General features: G+C 59.2%; 17 protein-coding genes. 8 read left to right on the forward strand and 9 right to left on the reverse strand.

Translation table 11 applies throughout. The features are described 5' to 3' along the window. Positions 1-80: 80 nt before the first annotated feature. A complete protein-coding gene (locus RHM56_RS03820) occupies positions 81-575 on the reverse strand; it encodes a SprT family zinc-dependent metalloprotease (RefSeq protein WP_322238758.1) in 495 nt (164 codons plus the stop codon). Between the two features lie 385 nt (positions 576-960). On the opposite strand from RHM56_RS03820, the gene RHM56_RS03825 reads away from it, so the two are divergent. Then, positions 961-1,893: a transposase gene (locus RHM56_RS03825; RefSeq protein WP_322238760.1), complete on the forward strand. Its 933-nt coding sequence runs from the start codon at positions 961-963 to the stop codon at positions 1,891-1,893. Positions 1,894-2,058: 165 nt separating this feature from the next. Here the strand turns inward: RHM56_RS03825 and RHM56_RS03830 are convergent, their stop codons facing one another. Beyond that, a complete protein-coding gene (locus RHM56_RS03830) occupies positions 2,059-2,661 on the reverse strand; it encodes a Yip1 family protein (protein ID WP_322238762.1) in 603 nt (200 codons plus the stop codon). A 264-nt stretch (positions 2,662-2,925) separates the two neighbouring features. Here RHM56_RS03830 and ttcA point away from each other — a divergent pair, with 264 nt between their 5' ends. Beyond that, positions 2,926-3,750, forward strand: coding sequence for a tRNA 2-thiocytidine(32) synthetase TtcA (gene ttcA, locus RHM56_RS03835; protein WP_322238764.1), 825 nt, complete (start codon positions 2,926-2,928; stop codon positions 3,748-3,750). Positions 3,751-3,768: 18 nt separating this feature from the next. After that, positions 3,769-4,440 carry a DNA-3-methyladenine glycosylase I gene (locus RHM56_RS03840; protein WP_322238766.1) on the forward strand — a complete coding sequence of 224 codons (672 nt, stop codon included), beginning with the start codon at positions 3,769-3,771 and terminating at the stop codon, positions 4,438-4,440. A 45-nt stretch (positions 4,441-4,485) separates the two neighbouring features. On the opposite strand, the gene RHM56_RS03845 is transcribed toward RHM56_RS03840, so the two are convergent. The 3 genes from RHM56_RS03845 to arsC are packed head-to-tail and all read right to left on the reverse strand — an operon-like array spanning position 4,486 to position 5,841. Continuing rightward, positions 4,486-4,893 carry a DUF2069 domain-containing protein gene (locus RHM56_RS03845; protein WP_322238768.1) on the reverse strand — a complete coding sequence of 136 codons (408 nt, stop codon included), beginning with the start codon at positions 4,891-4,893 and terminating at the stop codon, positions 4,486-4,488. Beyond that, a complete protein-coding gene (wrbA, locus tag RHM56_RS03850; RefSeq protein WP_322238771.1) occupies positions 4,886-5,491 on the reverse strand; it encodes an NAD(P)H:quinone oxidoreductase in 606 nt (201 codons plus the stop codon). Before wrbA ends, RHM56_RS03845 begins: the two co-directional genes overlap by 8 nt. Beyond that, the gene (gene arsC / locus RHM56_RS03855; protein ID WP_322238773.1) at positions 5,488-5,841 is read right to left on the reverse strand and encodes an arsenate reductase (glutaredoxin); all 354 of its coding nucleotides are present in this window, start codon (positions 5,839-5,841) and stop codon (positions 5,488-5,490) included. Before arsC ends, wrbA begins: the two co-directional genes overlap by 4 nt. 114 nt (positions 5,842-5,955) lie before the next feature. Here arsC and RHM56_RS03860 point away from each other — a divergent pair, with 114 nt between their 5' ends. After that, the gene (locus RHM56_RS03860; protein ID WP_322238775.1) at positions 5,956-6,417 is read left to right on the forward strand and encodes a TlpA disulfide reductase family protein; all 462 of its coding nucleotides are present in this window, start codon (positions 5,956-5,958) and stop codon (positions 6,415-6,417) included. 192 nt (positions 6,418-6,609) lie between these two features. Here the strand turns inward: RHM56_RS03860 and RHM56_RS03865 are convergent, their stop codons facing one another. The 4 genes from RHM56_RS03865 to RHM56_RS03880 form a co-directional block, all read right to left on the reverse strand. Then, positions 6,610-7,014 carry an META domain-containing protein gene (locus tag RHM56_RS03865; protein ID WP_322238777.1) on the reverse strand — a complete coding sequence of 135 codons (405 nt, stop codon included), beginning with the start codon at positions 7,012-7,014 and terminating at the stop codon, positions 6,610-6,612. Beyond that, entirely contained in the window at positions 7,011-7,448 is a 438-nt protein-coding gene (locus tag RHM56_RS03870; protein ID WP_322238779.1) for a hypothetical protein, read from the reverse strand. The genes RHM56_RS03865 and RHM56_RS03870 overlap by 4 nt, the downstream gene beginning before the upstream one ends. 34 nt (positions 7,449-7,482) lie before the next feature. After that, the gene (locus tag RHM56_RS03875) at positions 7,483-8,472 is read right to left on the reverse strand and encodes a 2-hydroxyacid dehydrogenase (RefSeq protein ID WP_322238781.1); all 990 of its coding nucleotides are present in this window, start codon (positions 8,470-8,472) and stop codon (positions 7,483-7,485) included. Between the two features lie 103 nt (positions 8,473-8,575). Further along, entirely contained in the window at positions 8,576-11,341 is a 2,766-nt protein-coding gene (locus RHM56_RS03880) for a response regulator (protein ID WP_322238783.1), read from the reverse strand. Positions 11,342-11,557: 216 nt separating this feature from the next. On the opposite strand from RHM56_RS03880, the gene RHM56_RS03885 reads away from it, so the two are divergent. The 4 genes from RHM56_RS03885 to rlmD all read left to right on the forward strand — a co-directional run bounded on the left by RHM56_RS03885 (position 11,558) and on the right by rlmD (position 16,224). Beyond that, positions 11,558-12,286 carry a response regulator transcription factor gene (locus RHM56_RS03885; protein ID WP_322238785.1) on the forward strand — a complete coding sequence of 243 codons (729 nt, stop codon included), beginning with the start codon at positions 11,558-11,560 and terminating at the stop codon, positions 12,284-12,286. Further along, positions 12,276-13,631 carry a sensor histidine kinase gene (locus tag RHM56_RS03890; protein ID WP_322238787.1) on the forward strand — a complete coding sequence of 452 codons (1,356 nt, stop codon included), beginning with the start codon at positions 12,276-12,278 and terminating at the stop codon, positions 13,629-13,631. The genes RHM56_RS03885 and RHM56_RS03890 overlap by 11 nt, the downstream gene beginning before the upstream one ends. Positions 13,632-13,969: 338 nt before the next feature. Beyond that, positions 13,970-14,872: a cysteine synthase CysM gene (gene cysM, locus RHM56_RS03895; protein WP_322241695.1), complete on the forward strand. Its 903-nt coding sequence runs from the start codon at positions 13,970-13,972 to the stop codon at positions 14,870-14,872. After that, positions 14,872-16,224 (forward strand): 23S rRNA (uracil(1939)-C(5))-methyltransferase RlmD, encoded by a 1,353-nt coding sequence (gene rlmD, locus RHM56_RS03900; protein WP_322238789.1) that lies wholly within the window; start codon positions 14,872-14,874, stop codon positions 16,222-16,224. Before cysM ends, rlmD begins: the two co-directional genes overlap by 1 nt. The last annotated feature ends 29 nt before the right edge of the window (positions 16,225-16,253 follow it).

Here is a 16,253-nt window from a genome sequence, read left to right on the forward strand (position 1 = left end):
GGTTGGAATCATCATGTGGCATGTCAGTTAATGCGGCTACTGTCAGAAATAACAGGTCGGCAATCGTAGTAGCGGTATTTTTATTCGACCCGGGTTTCGCCGCTGAACACCAGCGTCTGCCGACATCGACGGCACAGATAACGACGGCCTTGCTTGACCAGACCGTGGCGTTGCGACGAGAAGGGGAAGTCGCTGTCCGGGCAGGGGCAGCGATAGATATAGCGCGTGGCGCTGCGGCGTTTGATTGCGTAGGTGTGGCAACGATTGGGCGGCAGCTCGTAGACGCCACGCATGATCAGTTGCCATTCCTCGCCGTGGGGCGCGATACGGTCACCAAACAATTGATGGGCAATCAGGTGTGCGACTTCGTGGGGGACGGTTTGCTTGAGGAAGTCGTCACTGTTTTCGCGGTATAGCTGCGGGTTGAAACGCAGCAGATTTTCATGCAAATGAGCGACGCCGGCTTTTTGGCCGCGCAGTTTGAAGCTGACCACCGGGCGCTTGAATGGCCGTTTGAAAAACGTTTCGGCCTGTTGGAAACAATCTTCGACGCGGGTGTTGAGTGACTCGGGCATGCAGTTCGGCTCTCCAGAAGCCGCGATTATGCCGCAAGCCGCAGCGCTTCCGAAGCGTGAAGGTACTGAGCGGTCTCAATGCTTGTAACAAACTTGTGGGAGCGGGCTTGCCCGCGATGGATCCACCTTGGTCAGGCAGATACACCGCAGCGATTCAATCGCGGGCAAGCCCGCTTGTGTCTTACGTCGGGATTAGACTGAGGATGAGAGCGGTGAGTGGCAAGCTGAATGCCTGGAGTGCTTAAAGCACGTGTGGGAGCCAACGCTGCCACTCACCTCTCCACTCTGGTTATTGAGCCCGAACAGTTGAACGAGCCCACCTCGAACAGTTACAAGCGCGGGCCAAACCAGAGCGCTCTCATCTTGAGTGTAAGAGGGTTTGGCCATGTTTTCCTATCCTGCAGGGATTGATGTTTCCAAAGACAGCCTTGAAGTTCGGGTTAATCTGCTAGAGGTCGGGGTGAGTTGCCCCAATGCCGAAAGTGATTTCCCCGGGTTGATTGGGTGGTTGTTACTTCACCAAGTCGGCCGCGTTTTGCTTGAAGCTACCGGCGGTTATGAGCGCAATGTGATGAAGGCGCTTCAGACCGCAGGACTTGAAGTCATACGGATCAACCCGTGCCGTGCCAAAAGCTTTGCCAAGGCCATGGGGCAACAAGCCAAAACCGATCCGATAGATGCACGTTTTCTTGCGCAGTTTGCAGCCGTCATCAAAGCCCCTGGCGCCCGAATCACAAGTTCCGAGCAAGATAACTTGCGTGCGCTGGTCCAGCAGCGGGAACACTTTGTTCAGCAAATGGATGACGATAAGCGCAGGCTCAAAACGGCCTCATCCGACGTCGTCAAACCAGCGCTGCAAAGTCATATCGACTACCTGTGCAAGGCCATTAAAGCGATAGAAGTACTCATTAGTGAGTGCGCCGAAAGCCTGGACAGTGAAAAAACCGCTCGTTTGCGCTCAGTGAAAGGTATAGGGCTGATTACAGCGGCCAGTTTAATGTCCTATCTACCGGAGCTGGGCGAAGTTGGCAGGCGTCAGATTGCTGCGTTGGCGGGCATCGCCCCTTACAACGACGACAGTGGTAGACACCAAGGTAAGCGTCATATCAGCGGCGGCAGGTTCGCAGTACGCAGGTCGTTGTATATGAGTTGTTGGTCCGTGATTCGGTATCAGCCTGAGTTCAGCGCCCGATACAAGGCGCTGCGCGAGAAAGGCAAATGCGCCAAAGTCGCGCTCATCGCCTGTATGCGGGTCTTGCTGATACGTCTAAACGCGATGATCCGTGATGGATCTGAATGGAAGGAACACGTCGTCTGAACGGGACGGCAATACCTTCTTCAGACAGCTGCACGGTTAGATACTGTGGGAGCTTTGCTGCCTCTGAGTTGGGCGACTCAATAAAAGTCGCCAAGACAGTTGCTCCCACAGGTTTTCAATCGCTGCTCAGAATCAGCGCTTGTAGCGATCTCGCAGGTGGTTGTGTCAGTTGGTATAAACCGGGCCGATGCCCAGGCCCCAGATAATCACGCTAAGGGCCATGATCGCGACCAGCACCACCAACCCTACCGCGAGTATCGAACTCGAAAACAGAAAACCCTCGTCCGGGTCGATGTTCATGAAGGTTGGTAAGCCCACGTACAGCAAATACACCGTGTAGCAAATTGCTGTGGTACCGACCAGCATCGCCACCCACATATGGGGATACAGCGCCGCCAGTCCGCCAATAAACAGCGGGGTTGCGGTGTAAGTGGCAAAGGCTACGCAGCGGGACATGCTGGGCAGTGCATCGTAGGTGCGGGCCATCCAGTGAATGAACGTTGCCATCACCGCCACCCCGCCCAGCATCACCAGGTAAGACATCAGGCTCATCCACAGCGCGCTGTTGACGGTCAGCATGACCGGGGCGCGGCCGCCAATCATCCAGCCGATCTGGGTGGTGCCAATAAAAGCGGAAATGACCGGAATCGCGGCCAGTATCAAGGTGTGGGTGAGGTACAAGCGGCTGACGCTTTCCTCAGCATCAACACGGATCTGACGCCACTCCTGGTCTGGGTGGGTAAAGAGTCCTACAACGTGATGGATCATGGCGCTCGCTCCTGTCTGTACGCATCACCCGAGTGGGATGCTCGCGGTCGCCTGGCCAGGAAGGCAGATCTTCGGTGCTGGCATGCGGCCATATGTTCAGTATAGGAAGCCTTATGCTCTTTGCCTTAGTCCTTTAGAGCTAATTCGTTTGTTAGGGGCAGGCATAGAACGTTGTGATCTTTAGGGGGTGGCAGGGGGTTTGTGAGCGAGTTTTTTTAAGTAAAATGGCCGGCTTTTGGTCTTAACTCGCGGAATTGAAGCGCTATGGGCACTCTTTCGGTCTCTCAAATCAAACTCCAGAAACGCCTGCGTCGATTGACCGGTGAGGCGGTGGCTGACTTCAACATGATTGAAGACGGCGACAAAGTGATGGTGTGTCTGTCGGGCGGCAAAGACAGTTACACACTGCTGGATGTGCTGCTGCACCTGCAAAAGGTCGCGCCGATCCAGTTTTCAATCGTGGCCGTGAACATGGACCAGAAGCAGCCGGGTTTCCCCGAAGACGTGCTGCCGGCCTATCTCAAGTCGCTGGGCGTGGACTATCACATCGTCGAAAAAGACACCTATTCGGTGGTCAAGGAACTGATCCCTGAAGGCAAGACCACCTGCTCGCTGTGTTCTCGCCTGCGCCGTGGCACGCTGTACACCTTCGCGGATGAAATTGGCGCGACCAAGATGGCCTTGGGGCATCACCGTGATGACATCGTCGAAACCTTCTTCCTCAACATGTTCTTCAACGGCACCCTTAAGGCGATGCCGCCCAAGCTGCGCTCCGATGACGGGCGTAACGTGGTGATCCGGCCGCTGGCGTATTGCAACGAGAAGGACATTCAGGCGTACTCGGATTTGCAGCAGTTCCCGATTATTCCGTGCAACCTCTGCGGCTCGCAGGAAAACCTGCAACGCCAGGTGGTCAAAGACATGCTGCAAGAGTGGGACCGCAAGACGCCGGGTCGCACCGAGAGTATCTTCCGCAGCCTGCAACACGTGAACCCGTCGCAATTGGCGGATCGCACTCTGTTTGACTTTGCCAGCCTGAAAATCGATGAAAGCGCCACGCCGCGTTTCGTCAATCTGCTGAATCTGTAACTTCCAAGAGGAGAGGGCATGCGCGACTACAAATGGCTGCACGAATATTGTTTGAATCGTTTTGGTTCGTCAGCCGCGCTGGAAGCCGAGTTGCCCGTTCCTTATACGTCGGCGCAATTGCGTCAGATCCCGGATGACCGTTATCTGTCGACCCTGGCATTGCGGGTGTTTCGTGCCGGGCTCAAGCACAGCGTGGTAGACGCCAAATGGCCGGTGTTTGAGCAAGTGTTCTTCGGCTTCGACCCTGAAAAAGTGGTGTTGATGGGCGCGGAGCACCTGGAGCGGCTGATGCAGGATGCGCGGATCATTCGCCATTTGGGCAAGCTCAAAAGCGTGCCGCGCAATGCGCAGATGGTGCTGGATATTGCCCAAGAACACGGCAGCTTTGGCGCATTCATCGCCGATTGGCCGGTGACTGACATTGTCGGGTTGTGGAAGTACCTGTCCAAGCACGGCCACCAGTTGGGCGGGCTGTCGGCACCGCGCTTTTTGCGCATGGTCGGCAAAGACACGTTTGTACCGAGCTATGACGTGGTAGCGGCGCTGAACGCGCAGAAGCTGGTGGACAAGGTGCCGACCAGCCTGCGGGATCTGGCGATTGTGCAGAACGCCTTCAACCAATGGCACGCTGAAAGCGGCCGGCCGATGTGCCAGTTGTCACAGATGCTGGCGTTTACCGTGAATCACTAAGCCCTGCCTGTAGGCTGCGCTCTTTTTAAAGGCGCAGCCTGCGCATTATTCACCCGCCAACCGGCGATCCAACTGGTAGCGCCAGCGCACAAACAGCATCGCGCTGATGAACACTGCCACGCTGGCGGCTATTTCCAGTAGACCGAATACCTGGCGATTCGAATCGAACGCGGCCAGCGCGCCCTTGATCAAGTACAAATTGACCACGTAGCAGGTGAACGAGTGCCCGCGCGGGCTGCCTTTAAGCATGCCGGGTACAAGGATCAGCAGCGGCACCAGCTCGATCAGCAAAATCACCCACGGGCGTGCGCCGTGCAAGTCGGCAAACACCAGGTACCAGGCGCTGAGCAAGCCGATAAGGCCGAAAAAACACACCAGGCTCAAGACCCGCATCAGCCGTACACGAGGCGCCAGCCACTCGATTGACGGCAACACCTTGGGCTTTTTAGCCACGGTTGCTCTCCAGCTTCAGTGCCGTTGTGGCCACACGTTGACCCAGCGCGCGGCACAAGGCGATTTCGTGTTCATCGAGCTTGCGCTTGCCGTCTGGCCCAGCGTGATGGCTCGGCCCGTAAGGCGTGCCGCCGCCTGTGGTATTGAGCAGGGCCGATTCGCTGTAGGGCAGGCCGGTGATCAGCATGCCGTGGTGCAGCAACGGCATCATCATCGACAACAGGGTGGTTTCCTGGCCGCCATGCAGGCTGGCGGTGGAGGTGAACACGCCAGCAGGCTTGCCCACCAGGGCGCCGGTCAGCCACAGGTTGCTGGTGCCATCCAGAAAATATTTGAGCGGCGCGGCCATGTTGCCAAATCGGGTCGGGCTGCCCAGCGCCAGGCCTGCGCAGTTTTTAAGGTCGTCGAGGCTGGCGTACGTTGCGCCTTCTGCCGGAATGCTTGGCGCCACAGCTTCGCATTCGGTCGAGATCGCCGGTACGGTGCGCAGGCGCGCTTCAAGCCCTGCGTGTTCAATACCGCGGGCAATGTGCCGGGCCATGTCACGGGTGGAGCCGCTGCGGCTGTAATACAGCACCAGAATGTACGGCGTGCTCATGGCAGGATCTCCAGAACCTTTTCCGGCGGGCGACCGATGACGGCTTTGTCGCCAGCGACCAGAATCGGGCGTTCGATCAGCTTGGGATGAGCGGCCATGGCAGCGATCAGTTGTTCATCGCTGAGGCTGGCGTCGGCCAGGTTCAAGGTTTTGTATTCGTCTTCGCCGGTGCGCAGCAGTTGGCGTGCGCTGATGTTCAGCTTGCCCAGCAGATCGTGCAGTTGTGCGGCGTCCAGCGGGGTGTCGAGGTAGCGCACGATCGTCGGCGCAAGGCCGCGGTCCTGGAGCAGTTCGAGCGCACCGCGTGATTTCGAGCAGCGCGGATTGTGATAAAGCGTCAGATCGGTCATGAGCGGGTCGCTTCTTGCGTAAGGAGGCGGCTATTCTACCCACCTCGCAGGCGCGCCTGAACCCTGTGCGCTCATTGGCCGCCTGTTAATGTCTTTACCGAGAAGGATCAATGCATGTTCAAGCGACTTATGGCGGTAGCTGCCGTCGCCGCCACGTTACTGCTGACCGGTTGTGGCAATGATTACGGGGTCGATCAACATGGAGAGAAGGTCGCGTCCGAACGTCTGGACAAGCAATGGAAGGTGATCAACTACTGGGCCGAGTGGTGCGGGCCGTGCCGGGTTGAAATCCCTGAGCTCAATGCATTGGAAACCCAATTGCAGGGGCAATCGGTTGGCGTGTTCGGGGTCAATTTTGATGGCTTGCAGGGCAAGGAACTGAGCGATGCGAGCGCCGCGCTGGGCATCACGTTTACTGTGCTGGCGCAGGACCCGGCTGAAGTCTTTAACCTGCCGCGCAGTGAAGCGTTGCCGGTGACCTACATCATTGATGACAAGGGCAAGGTACGGGCCCAGATGCTGGGCGAACAGACGGCTGCCGGGGTGTTGGCCAAGATCAAGGAATTGAAGGGTTAATAAACGTAAAGCAACTCGATACCCGTAGCAGCTGCCGAGTTCTGCGAGGCTGCGTCCGGCGGCGTAGCCACCGTAAAATCAGTTATCGCGATCTTTGAGAAAGATCCGACTTTCAGGATTTACGATCGCTTCGCAATCGGACGCAGCCTCGCGGAACTCGGCAGCTGCTACGGGATATTGAGCCAAGGACGCTTAACTGTCTTCCGGCCACAGCCGCAACGGCTGGCCTTCGGCGGGCCAAAAACGCACTTGCTCAATCGGCGAGATGTCCCAGCGCTGTACGGTCTGCAAGGCCTTGAAGAACCGTTGCTCTTGCTCCATCAGCGCCGGGGCACAGGCTTTGCGGGTGCTGCCCACGCCACCGAAGGTCAGCTTCTCGCCGTCCAGGGCGTAGGGCGCGAACCAATGGTTACAGCCGCCACTGCCGTAGGCCCGACCCGCGTCGTCGAAGGTCACGGTCAGGTGGCTGTAGTCAATCAAGGGCCGTTCGCCAATCCATTCCACCACGTAGGTGTGGTTGTGCTGCAACTGCGGCGAGTTCCCTGCGCAGCCTGCCAGGCTGGCGCCGAGCAACGCTAACAGGAAGGGGCGTTTCATAGCGCGGCCTTTTGGCAGTGTGGGCACAGGTGCTTGGCGCCTTCAGTGCTCCAGCCCAGCTCGGTAATACGCGCGCTGGCCGCTGGCTTTTGCGCTTTGGTGCCCAGCTTGGCGTCGACCGCGAACTCGAATTTCAGCTCTTTGGCGCACGCGTCGCAATTGACTTGCCATTGGTGAATCGCCAACTCGCCGAATACCGGACCGTTGGCGACGGCCACCCACTGACCGCGCGGATTGATCAGGTGACGGACTTTTTCGACGCTCAGGCGCATGGACAAGTCCTTGCTGCCTTTGAGGGTCACAATCAGCACGTCATTGTTCTGGATCGAGCCACCGTTGCCGGTGACTTGGTAGCGGCCTGGCATCAGGGCGCGGCATTCGATCAGGGTGTGCTGCGGGCTTAGCAGGTTGTAGCGGAAATCGTGTTCGACCATGGGTCCTCCAAATAGGCCGCTATGCTAGCACGCGCTAGCCTTCGATCAGGTTTTGTGGCGTGCCTTCGCGCCAGGCGGCGATGTTGTTCAGCGTGGTGCTGGCAATTGCGCTCAGCGCCTCGCGGGTCAAGAACGCCTGGTGAGCGGTGATGATCACGTTGGGGAAGGTCAGCAGGCGCGCCAGCACATCGTCTTGCAAGGGCAGGTCGGAACGATCCTCAAAGAACAGCTGCGCTTCTTCTTCGTAGACATCCAGCCCCAGATACCCCAGTTGCCCGCTTTTGAGCGCTTCGATCAGTGCCGGTGTGTTGACCAGCGCACCGCGCCCGGTGTTGATCAGCATGGCGCCGTGTTGCAGGGTGGCCAGCGACTGGCTGTTGATCAGGTGTTTGTTGTCGCCCGTCAGCGGGCAATGCAGGCTGATGATGTGCGAGTTGGCCAGTAACTCAGGAAGGCTCACGTATTGCGCGCCCAAGGCCAGCAGTTCGGCGTTGGGATAGGGATCAAAGCACAGCAGCTTGCAGCCAAATCCGGCCATGATCTTGCCGAAGGTTGCGCCGATCTGGCCGGTCCCGACCACGCCGACGGTTTTGCCCACCAGGTCAAATCCGGTCAAGCCGTGCAGCGTGAAGTCGCCTTCACGGGTGCGGTTGTAAGCGCGGTGCAGGCGGCGGTTCAGCGCCAGAATCAAGGCCACGGCATGTTCGGCGACGGCGTGCGGTGAGTACGCGGGTACACGCACCACGCTCAAGCCCAGGTGTTTGGCGGCGGGCAGGTCAATGTGGTTATAGCCCGCCGAGCGCAAGGCAATCAGGCGGGTGCCGCCTGCGGCCAGTTGTTCGAGTACCGGGGCGCTCAAGTCGTCATTGATAAACGGGCAGACCACTTCGTGACCGTGGGCCAGGGCCGCGGTGTCGATGCTCAGGCGCGCAGGTTGAAAGTGCAGCTCAAGGTCGTCGGGCTGCGGGGCGGCGATAAAACTGTCGCGGTCGTAGGTCTGGCTGCTGAAAAGAAGGGTGCGCATGAGTTCTTCCTTGGTGTGTGGCCTTTGTAGGAGCGAGCTTGTCTCGCGGTCTTTTAAAGATCAAAAGATCGCGAGACAAGCTCGCTCCTACAGGGGGTATGTTTTACGCCATGCTGCGGGCTTCCTCGGCCAGGCGGATGATGGCCAGGTCCAGTTCGTCGAGGGCGGCTTCAGCTTGCGGGTTGTCTTGTTTAAGCAGGGTTTCGCTGCGTTGGCAGGCCGCGCGCAATTGCGGCACGCCGCAGTAACGGGTCGCTCCGTGCAAGCGGTGCACGCGCTCGATCAGCACGGCGTTGTCCTTGGTGTCTCGCGCTTCAAGAATCAACCGGCGATCGGCCTCCAGCGATGCCAGCAGCATGGCCAGCATGTCGGCGGCCAGGTCGGCTTTGCCCGCCGCCAGGCGCAAGCCTTCGTCGGCATCCAGCACGGCCAGTTTGGGCGCCTGCCGGGAGGGTTCCGGCAGGCCGTCGCTGGTTTGGTTGCGCAACGCCAGGCCGGTCCACTTCAACACCACTTGTGCGAGTTGGCGCTCGCTGATGGGTTTGGTCAGGTAGTCGTCCATGCCGCTTTGCAGCAGGGCCCGCTTTTCGTTGGCCATGGCATGGGCGGTGAGGGCCACAATCGGCAGCGGCGAGGACTGACGTTCGTGCTCCCACTGGCGCAGCACTTCGGTGGTTTCGCGGCCATCCATGCCGGGCATTTGCACGTCCATCAGCACCAGATCGAAGGCTTCGGCCTTGAACGCGTCAACGGCCGCATACCCGCTGTCGACCGCCAGGACTTTGGCGCCCATGTCTTCGAGCAGGGTTTGCACCAGCAACAGGTTGGCCGGGTTGTCGTCGACACACAAAATACGCGGCGCACGGCTGGCCAGTATCTCGCCGGGTTCGACGCGGGCTTGCTGCGGGCTGATGAGGTCAACCAGAGCCCGGCGCAATTTGCGGGTGCAAGCGGGTTTGGATTGAAGCTGGCTGTGGGGGTTGGGCACTGACGTATTGAACAGCGCCTGCTCGGTGGTCGGGCACAGCACCAAGACTTTGCAACCCAGGTGCTCGAGGTCCCAGATGTGCTGGTTGAGGCGCTCGGGCGGTATGTCGTTGGCCGTGACACCCAGCACCGCCAGATCAATCGCGTGTTCGGTCTGGTGGGCGCTGGTCACGCCATTGGCGAGGTTTTCCAGGGTCAGGAACGGGGTCACGCTCAGCCCGCAGTCTTCGAGTTGATGCAACAAGGCCTGGCGCGCCAGGTCGTGTTTTTCCAGCAAGGCCACGTGATGCCCGAGCAACGGTGTCAGCGGCAAGTCCTCGATGTCGTCGTGGGCTTTGGGCAGGTTGACGCTGATCCAGAACACCGAGCCTTCGCCGGGCACACTTTCTACCCCGATCTCGCCGCCCATCTGTTCGACCAGCCGCTTGGAAATCACCAGCCCCAACCCGGTTCCGCCAGGCTGGCGTGACAGCGAGTTGTCGGCCTGGCTGAACGCCTGGAACAGTGCTCGGACATCCTGGCTGGTCAGGCCAATGCCGGTGTCCTGCACGCTGATGCGCAGTTGCACGCCGCCGTCGGTTTTGTTGTCGTCGTCATCTTCAAGCATGGCCCGCACCACAATCGTGCCTTCGCGGGTGAACTTGATCGCGTTATTGATCAGGTTGGTGAGAATTTGCTTGAGTCGCAGCGGGTCGCCGATCAACGACAACGGCGTATCGCGATACACCAGACTCACCAGCTCCAGGCCTTTTTCGTGAGCGGAGGGGGCCAGGATTGTCAGGGTGTCTTGCAACAGGTCGCGCAGGTTGAAGGGCGTGCTGTCGAGCACCAGCTTGCCAGCCTCAATTTTCGAGAAGTCGAGAATCTCGTTGATGATGCCGAGCAAATTGTCGGCCGACTTTTCGATGGTGTGCAGGTAATCGAACTGGCGAGGCGTGAGCTCGCTTTTTTGCAGCAAGTGGGTGAAACCCAGAATGCCATTGAGCGGGGTGCGGATCTCGTGGCTCATATTGGCCAGGAATTCGGACTTGATACGGCTGGCTTCGAGGGCTTCCTTGCGCGCCAGGTCGAGTTCCAGGTTCTGAATTTCGATGGTTTCAAGGTTCTGGCGCACGTCTTCGGTGGCTTGGTCGACGCTGTGTTGCAGTTCTTCCTGGGCATTTTGCAGGGTTTCGGCCATGCGGTTGATGCCCGAGGCCAGTTCATCCAGCTCACGACTGCCCAACGGCGGCAAACGGGTTTGCAACTGGCCGTCCTTGAGCTGCGACACGGCATGCTTGATTTGGTCCAGCGGTGCATTGATCGTGCGGCTCATGCGCAGCGCCAGCAGGGTGGTAAAGACCAGACCGGTGACGATCAGCAGCAGGCTGGCAAACAGGCTGCGATAGCCGCGCAACAGCATGTTGTTGTGCGACAGTTCCAGCTCGACCCAGCCCAGCAGGCGATGAGCTTCGCTGGGGATCACATCGCCAGCCAGATTGCGATGACGGCCAAAGACCGGGAGCAAGTAGCGCGTGGCATCGTTGTCTGTGCGTTGCAGCAACTGGGTGCTGTTGCCCAGCGGGGCCTGGTTGAGCATGGTGGGGCCGGCATGGGCAATCGGAACGTGGTTGGCATCCAGAAACGCCACGGCCCTGACGTCTTGCTGATCCAGGGACTCGGCGGCGATGCGTTCCAGCAGTTGGGTGTCTTTGCGGCCCATGGCCGGGGCGACCAGAGGGGCAAGCTGCTCGGCGATCATCTCGCCACGCTGCAACAGTTGCGCTTGCAGTTCCGATTGCTGCAGCCACGTGAAGTAGCCGCCCAATACCATCGCCATCAAAGTGACGGGTAGCAATGTGAGCAGCAATACGCGGCCTTTAATACCCAGATTTGTCAGCACGCAGCTCTCCAGCCCAGCATTGTCGAAAGTGTCCTGAGCCTATCTTTCGCGCAGGTCAGGTCGCAGTGTAGCCAGTTGAGGGCGTGCAAATCTTTGAATATTTGCCCTTGACCCACGGCTTAGTGCGCTTGATCAAGTTTTTGCAATGTCCGTGCCGGTTGCTCGCGCTGGCTCAATCTTGAATAATCGACGATTGAGAATGACTTGCAGACGCTAATGAATCCCGTAGCTGTTCACCCCTCGCGCCTTTTGGCCATCGAAGACGATCCCATCCTGGGTGCCTATTTGCATGAGCAATTGGGGCGCTGCGGGTTTGAGGTGGTGTGGTGTCAAAACGGCCAGGAAGGCTTGAGCCGCGCCCGGGGTGAGCACTTTGACGTGGTGCTGATGGATATTCTGCTGCCGGGCATGAATGGCTTGCAGGTGCTCACACAATTGCGTCAGACCCATGCGCTGCCCGTGATTTTGATGTCTGCGTTGGGGGCCGAGGCCGACCGCATCAGCGGTTTTCAATTGGGCGCCGATGACTACTTGCCCAAACCGTTCAGCATGGCCGAGTTGCGGGTGCGCATTCAGGCCATCTTGCGCCGGGTAGCGCTGGACCGCATGCCTCGGCCCAGCCCGCAACCTGGCCCGGTACAGGCCGAGAGTGCGCTGTTTCTGGACGAAAACACGGCAGATGTGCGCTATGGCCAGCAATGGGCCGGGCTCACCCGCAGCGAATTCCGTCTGCTCGACACGCTGCAACGCAACCCGGACGAAGTGTTGAGCAAGGCGTTCCTCTATCAACACGTGTTGCAGCGCGGTTATGCGGCCCATGACCGCAGCCTGGACATGCATATCAGCCAGATCCGTCGCAAGCTCAAGGCGATTGGCTATCTTGAGCGGGAAGTGCGCACGGTGTGGGGCAAAGGTTACGTCTTGAGCGCCAGCGATGCGCTCTAAAGTCCCGGGCAAGCAATCGGTGTTCTGGAAACTGGCGTGTCTGCTGGTGGCTTTCTGCTTGCTGATGATCTGGCTCAGTTGGTCCTGGGGCCGCTACATGGACAAACGCACCGGCTTTTTAACCGTAGAGGCTAAAAGCACACTGATACGTTACGCCGGTGAAGCGGAACAGGCCTGGAACAAAGGTCAGCAAACGGGCGTTGATCAGTGGTTGCAGGCCTTTGGCCAGGTCGAAAGTGGTTGGGTCGGTGTGGTTGGCCAAGACTTGCAGGCGCTGAGCAGTTACCCCCTGAATGACACCGAAACTCAGCGGCTGACGTTTCTGCGCGGGCTGGATTGGCCTATCAGTCACATCAATGCGGTGCGGCCGTGGATCAAGGTGCCGTTTCCCAAAGACCCTGCTGCGGGTTATCTGGTCATCGAATTGCCCCAGCGCTTTATGCCGGGCCGTTCTCAAATGGTGTGGCGCATCCTTATCAATGGTGTGATCCCTGGGCTGTTCACGTTGCTCTTGTGCGTGGGCTTGTACCGACTGTTGATCGTGCCGCTGAACCACTTGCGCGAGCAGGCCAATGCCTGGCGCGTTGATCAACTGGGCACGCGGCTGTCGAGCCAGACCACCAGCCGCCAAGACGAGCTGGGTGACTTGGGCCGAGCGTTTGATCAGATGTCCGAGCGTTTGCAAAGCACTGTCAGCCAACAGCAGCAAATGCTGCGCGACTTGTCCCATGAACTGCGTACGCCTTTGAGCCGCCTGCGGGTGGCGTGTGACAGCGAGCAAGGGCTTGAAGCCCTGCGCGAACGGCTGAGCCGTGAGGTGGATGGCATGCAGCGGCTCGTCGAAGACACCTTGCAACTGGCCTGGCTGGATGCCGAGCGCGGGCCGTTGCCGGTCGAAGACATCCAGATTCAGGCGCTGTGGGAAATGCTCACTGAAAATGCGCGTTTTGAAAGTCACTGGCCTGAGTCGCGGCTACCGTGCCGGGTCGATGCCCATTGCTGGGTTAAAGGCCATCTCAATAGCCTGGCGCAGGCGCTGGAAAACATTCTGCGCAATGCCATTCGTCATTCGCCTGCGGATGGCATCGTCAGCCTCAATGGCCGACGTGAGGGGGACGAGTGGCACTTATGGCTCGATGATCAGGGCGGCGGCGTGGCCCCTGAAGCGCTGGAGCGGATCTTCGCCCCGTTTACCCGCCTCGATGGTTCGCGACCTGGGGACGGAGGCTTTGGCCTGGGTTTGAGCATCGCCCGCAACGCGTTACGCGTGCAGGGTGGCAGCTTGTGGGCCGAAAACACTGAGTGCGGCTTGCGCGTGCATTTGCGGCTGCCTAGTGCAGGTTAAATCGTGCCTGGAGCTGCCGCAGATCTATGACGCGCGAAAAACCGTAGCAGCTGTCGAGCCTGCGAGGCTGCGTCCGGCTGTGTAGCAGTCGTAAAATCAAGCACTGCGGTGTGTCAGCCAGACCCTGCACTTAGCGTTTACGATCGCTGCGCAATCGGACGTAGCCTCGCAGGCTCGGCAACTGCTACGAAATCGGCTTGCAGCGCGCCATAGAATCTCCCGTACGTCTGAAACATTGCTTATAGCCTTTAGCCATAAGCTTCGCACTTTGCGTGATATGGGCTCTGGGCGTTTGCCGGTATGATGTGCGGCCCCGCAGTCTGGATTGCGAATACGCCATGACCTTGCAGTACCCCACTATCGCCGATTGCATCGGCAACACTCCGCTGGTGCGCTTGCAGCGCCTGGCCGGGAACACGTCTAACACCTTGTTGCTCAAGCTCGAAGGGAACAACCCGGCGGGCTCGGTCAAGGACCGTCCTGCACTGTCGATGATTACCCGCGCGCAAACGCGTGGGCAGATCCAGGCCGGCGATACTCTGATTGAGGCCACGTCGGGTAATACCGGGATTGCGCTGGCGATGGCTGCCGCGATCAAGGGCTACAAGATGATCCTGATCATGCCCGACAACTCCAGCGCCGAGCGCAAGGCGGCCATGACCGCGTATGGCGCCGAGCTGATCCTGGTCAGTCAGGAAGAAGGCATGGAAGGTGCCCGCGACCTGGCCGACAAGATGCAGGCCGAAGGCCGCGGCAAGGTGCTCGATCAGTTCGCCAATGGTGATAACCCAGAGGCGCATTACACCAGCACTGGCCCGGAACTCTGGCGTCAGACCCAAGGCACGATCACCCACTTCGTCAGCTCGATGGGCACCACGGGCACCATCATGGGTGTCTCGCGTTACCTCAAAGAGCAAAACCCCGAGGTGCAGATCGTCGGTTTGCAACCGATGGAAGGCGCCGCAATTCCGGGCATTCGTCGCTGGCCGACCGAATACTTGCCGAAAATCTATCAAGCCAGTCGGGTTGACCGGATTGTCGACATGGCCCAGCGCGAAGCCGAAGACGTGATGCGCCGACTGGCCCGCGAAGAAGGCATTTTCTGCGGTGTGTCTTCGGGCGGTGCGGTGGCAGCGATGCTGCGTTTGTCTCAAGAAGTCGAAAACGCCGTGATCGTCGGCATTATTTGTGACCGCGGCGACCGTTACTTGTCGACCGGCATTTACGATGCGCCCAACTGATGGCTAAGCAAGAGAGAGGCCTGCGTTTCCAGCCCACTGGCGGGACCAAGGCCGCGCAAGTGCCTACGGGTAAAAAACAGCGTTTGAACATCGAGCGTCTGGCCAACGACGGCCGTGGTATTGCCTTTATTGAAGGCCGTACCTGGTTTGTGTCGGGGGCCTTGGCCGGTGAAGAGGTGGAAGCCCGCGTGTTGGGCGCGCACGGAAAAGTCGTCGAAGCGCGCACCGAACGTGTATTCAAGGCCAGCGATATTCGTCGCGTTGCGCCGTGCGTGCATGCCGGGAAATGTGGGGGGTGCAGCGTGCAGCATCTGCCCCATAACGAGCAGCTTGCACTGAAACAGCGCATGCTCAGCGAACAGTTGAACCGTGTTGCGGGCGTCGAGCCTGAGGAATGGGCGCAGCCGTTGACCGGACCTGAGTTTGGCTACCGCCGCCGGGCCCGCATTGCAGTGCGCTGGGATGCGCGGGCCAAGCGACTGGACGTCGGTTTCCGGGCTGCAGGCAGTCAGGACATCGTCGCCATCGACCACTGTTTGGTGCTGGTACAGGCTTTGCAACCTATCATGAGCGGGTTGCCCGCCATGTTGCGTCAGTTGAGCAATCCGAAAGCCCTTGGGCATGTCGAGTTGTTCAGCGGTTCGGCGATTGCTGTTTTGCTGCGCCACATGGCGCCGCTGAACGAAGCCGACCTGCAGGTTTTACAGAATTTTTGCGCCCTGCATAATGCCCAATTGTGGCTACATGGAGACGGCGAGCCACAACCGGTCGATTTGAGTCAGACCTTGGGCTACCGTTTACAACAGTGGGATCTGGAATTGGCCTACAGGCCGGGTGACTTTGTTCAGGTCAACGCCGGGGTCAATGAAGCCATGGTTGCGCAAGCGCTGGACTGGCTGGCGCCACAGGCCGACGAGCGGGTTCTTGACTTGTTCTGTGGGCTGGGTAATTTCGCATTGCCGCTGGCGCGTCAGGTGCGCGAAGTGGTGGCCGTCGAAGGTGTTGCGACGATGGTCGAACGTGCCGCGCAAAACGCGGTCAGTAACACACTGCATAATGCAGCGTTTTTTCAGGCCGATCTGTCGCAGCCTTTGGTGGATGCGACATGGGCCAAGCAGGGCTTCGCCGCCGTGCTCCTCGACCCGCCGCGTGACGGGGCGTATGAAGTGGTGCGCAAGCTGTCGGGCCTGGGTGCCAAGCGTTTGGTGTATGTGTCGTGCAACCCGGCCACGTTGGCCCGCGACACGGTTGAGTTGATGAAACAGGGGTATCGGTTAAAACGTGCCGGAATCCTCGATATGTTCCCGCAAACCGCGCATGTCGAGGCGATGGCGTTATTTGAAGCAGACTAGGACGTCTGTCTATTTCGACGGGCCCGCAA

Origin of the sequence: Pseudomonas sp. CCC3.1, assembly GCF_034347405.1 — a bacterium.
Lineage (GTDB): Bacteria > Pseudomonadota > Gammaproteobacteria > Pseudomonadales > Pseudomonadaceae > Aquipseudomonas.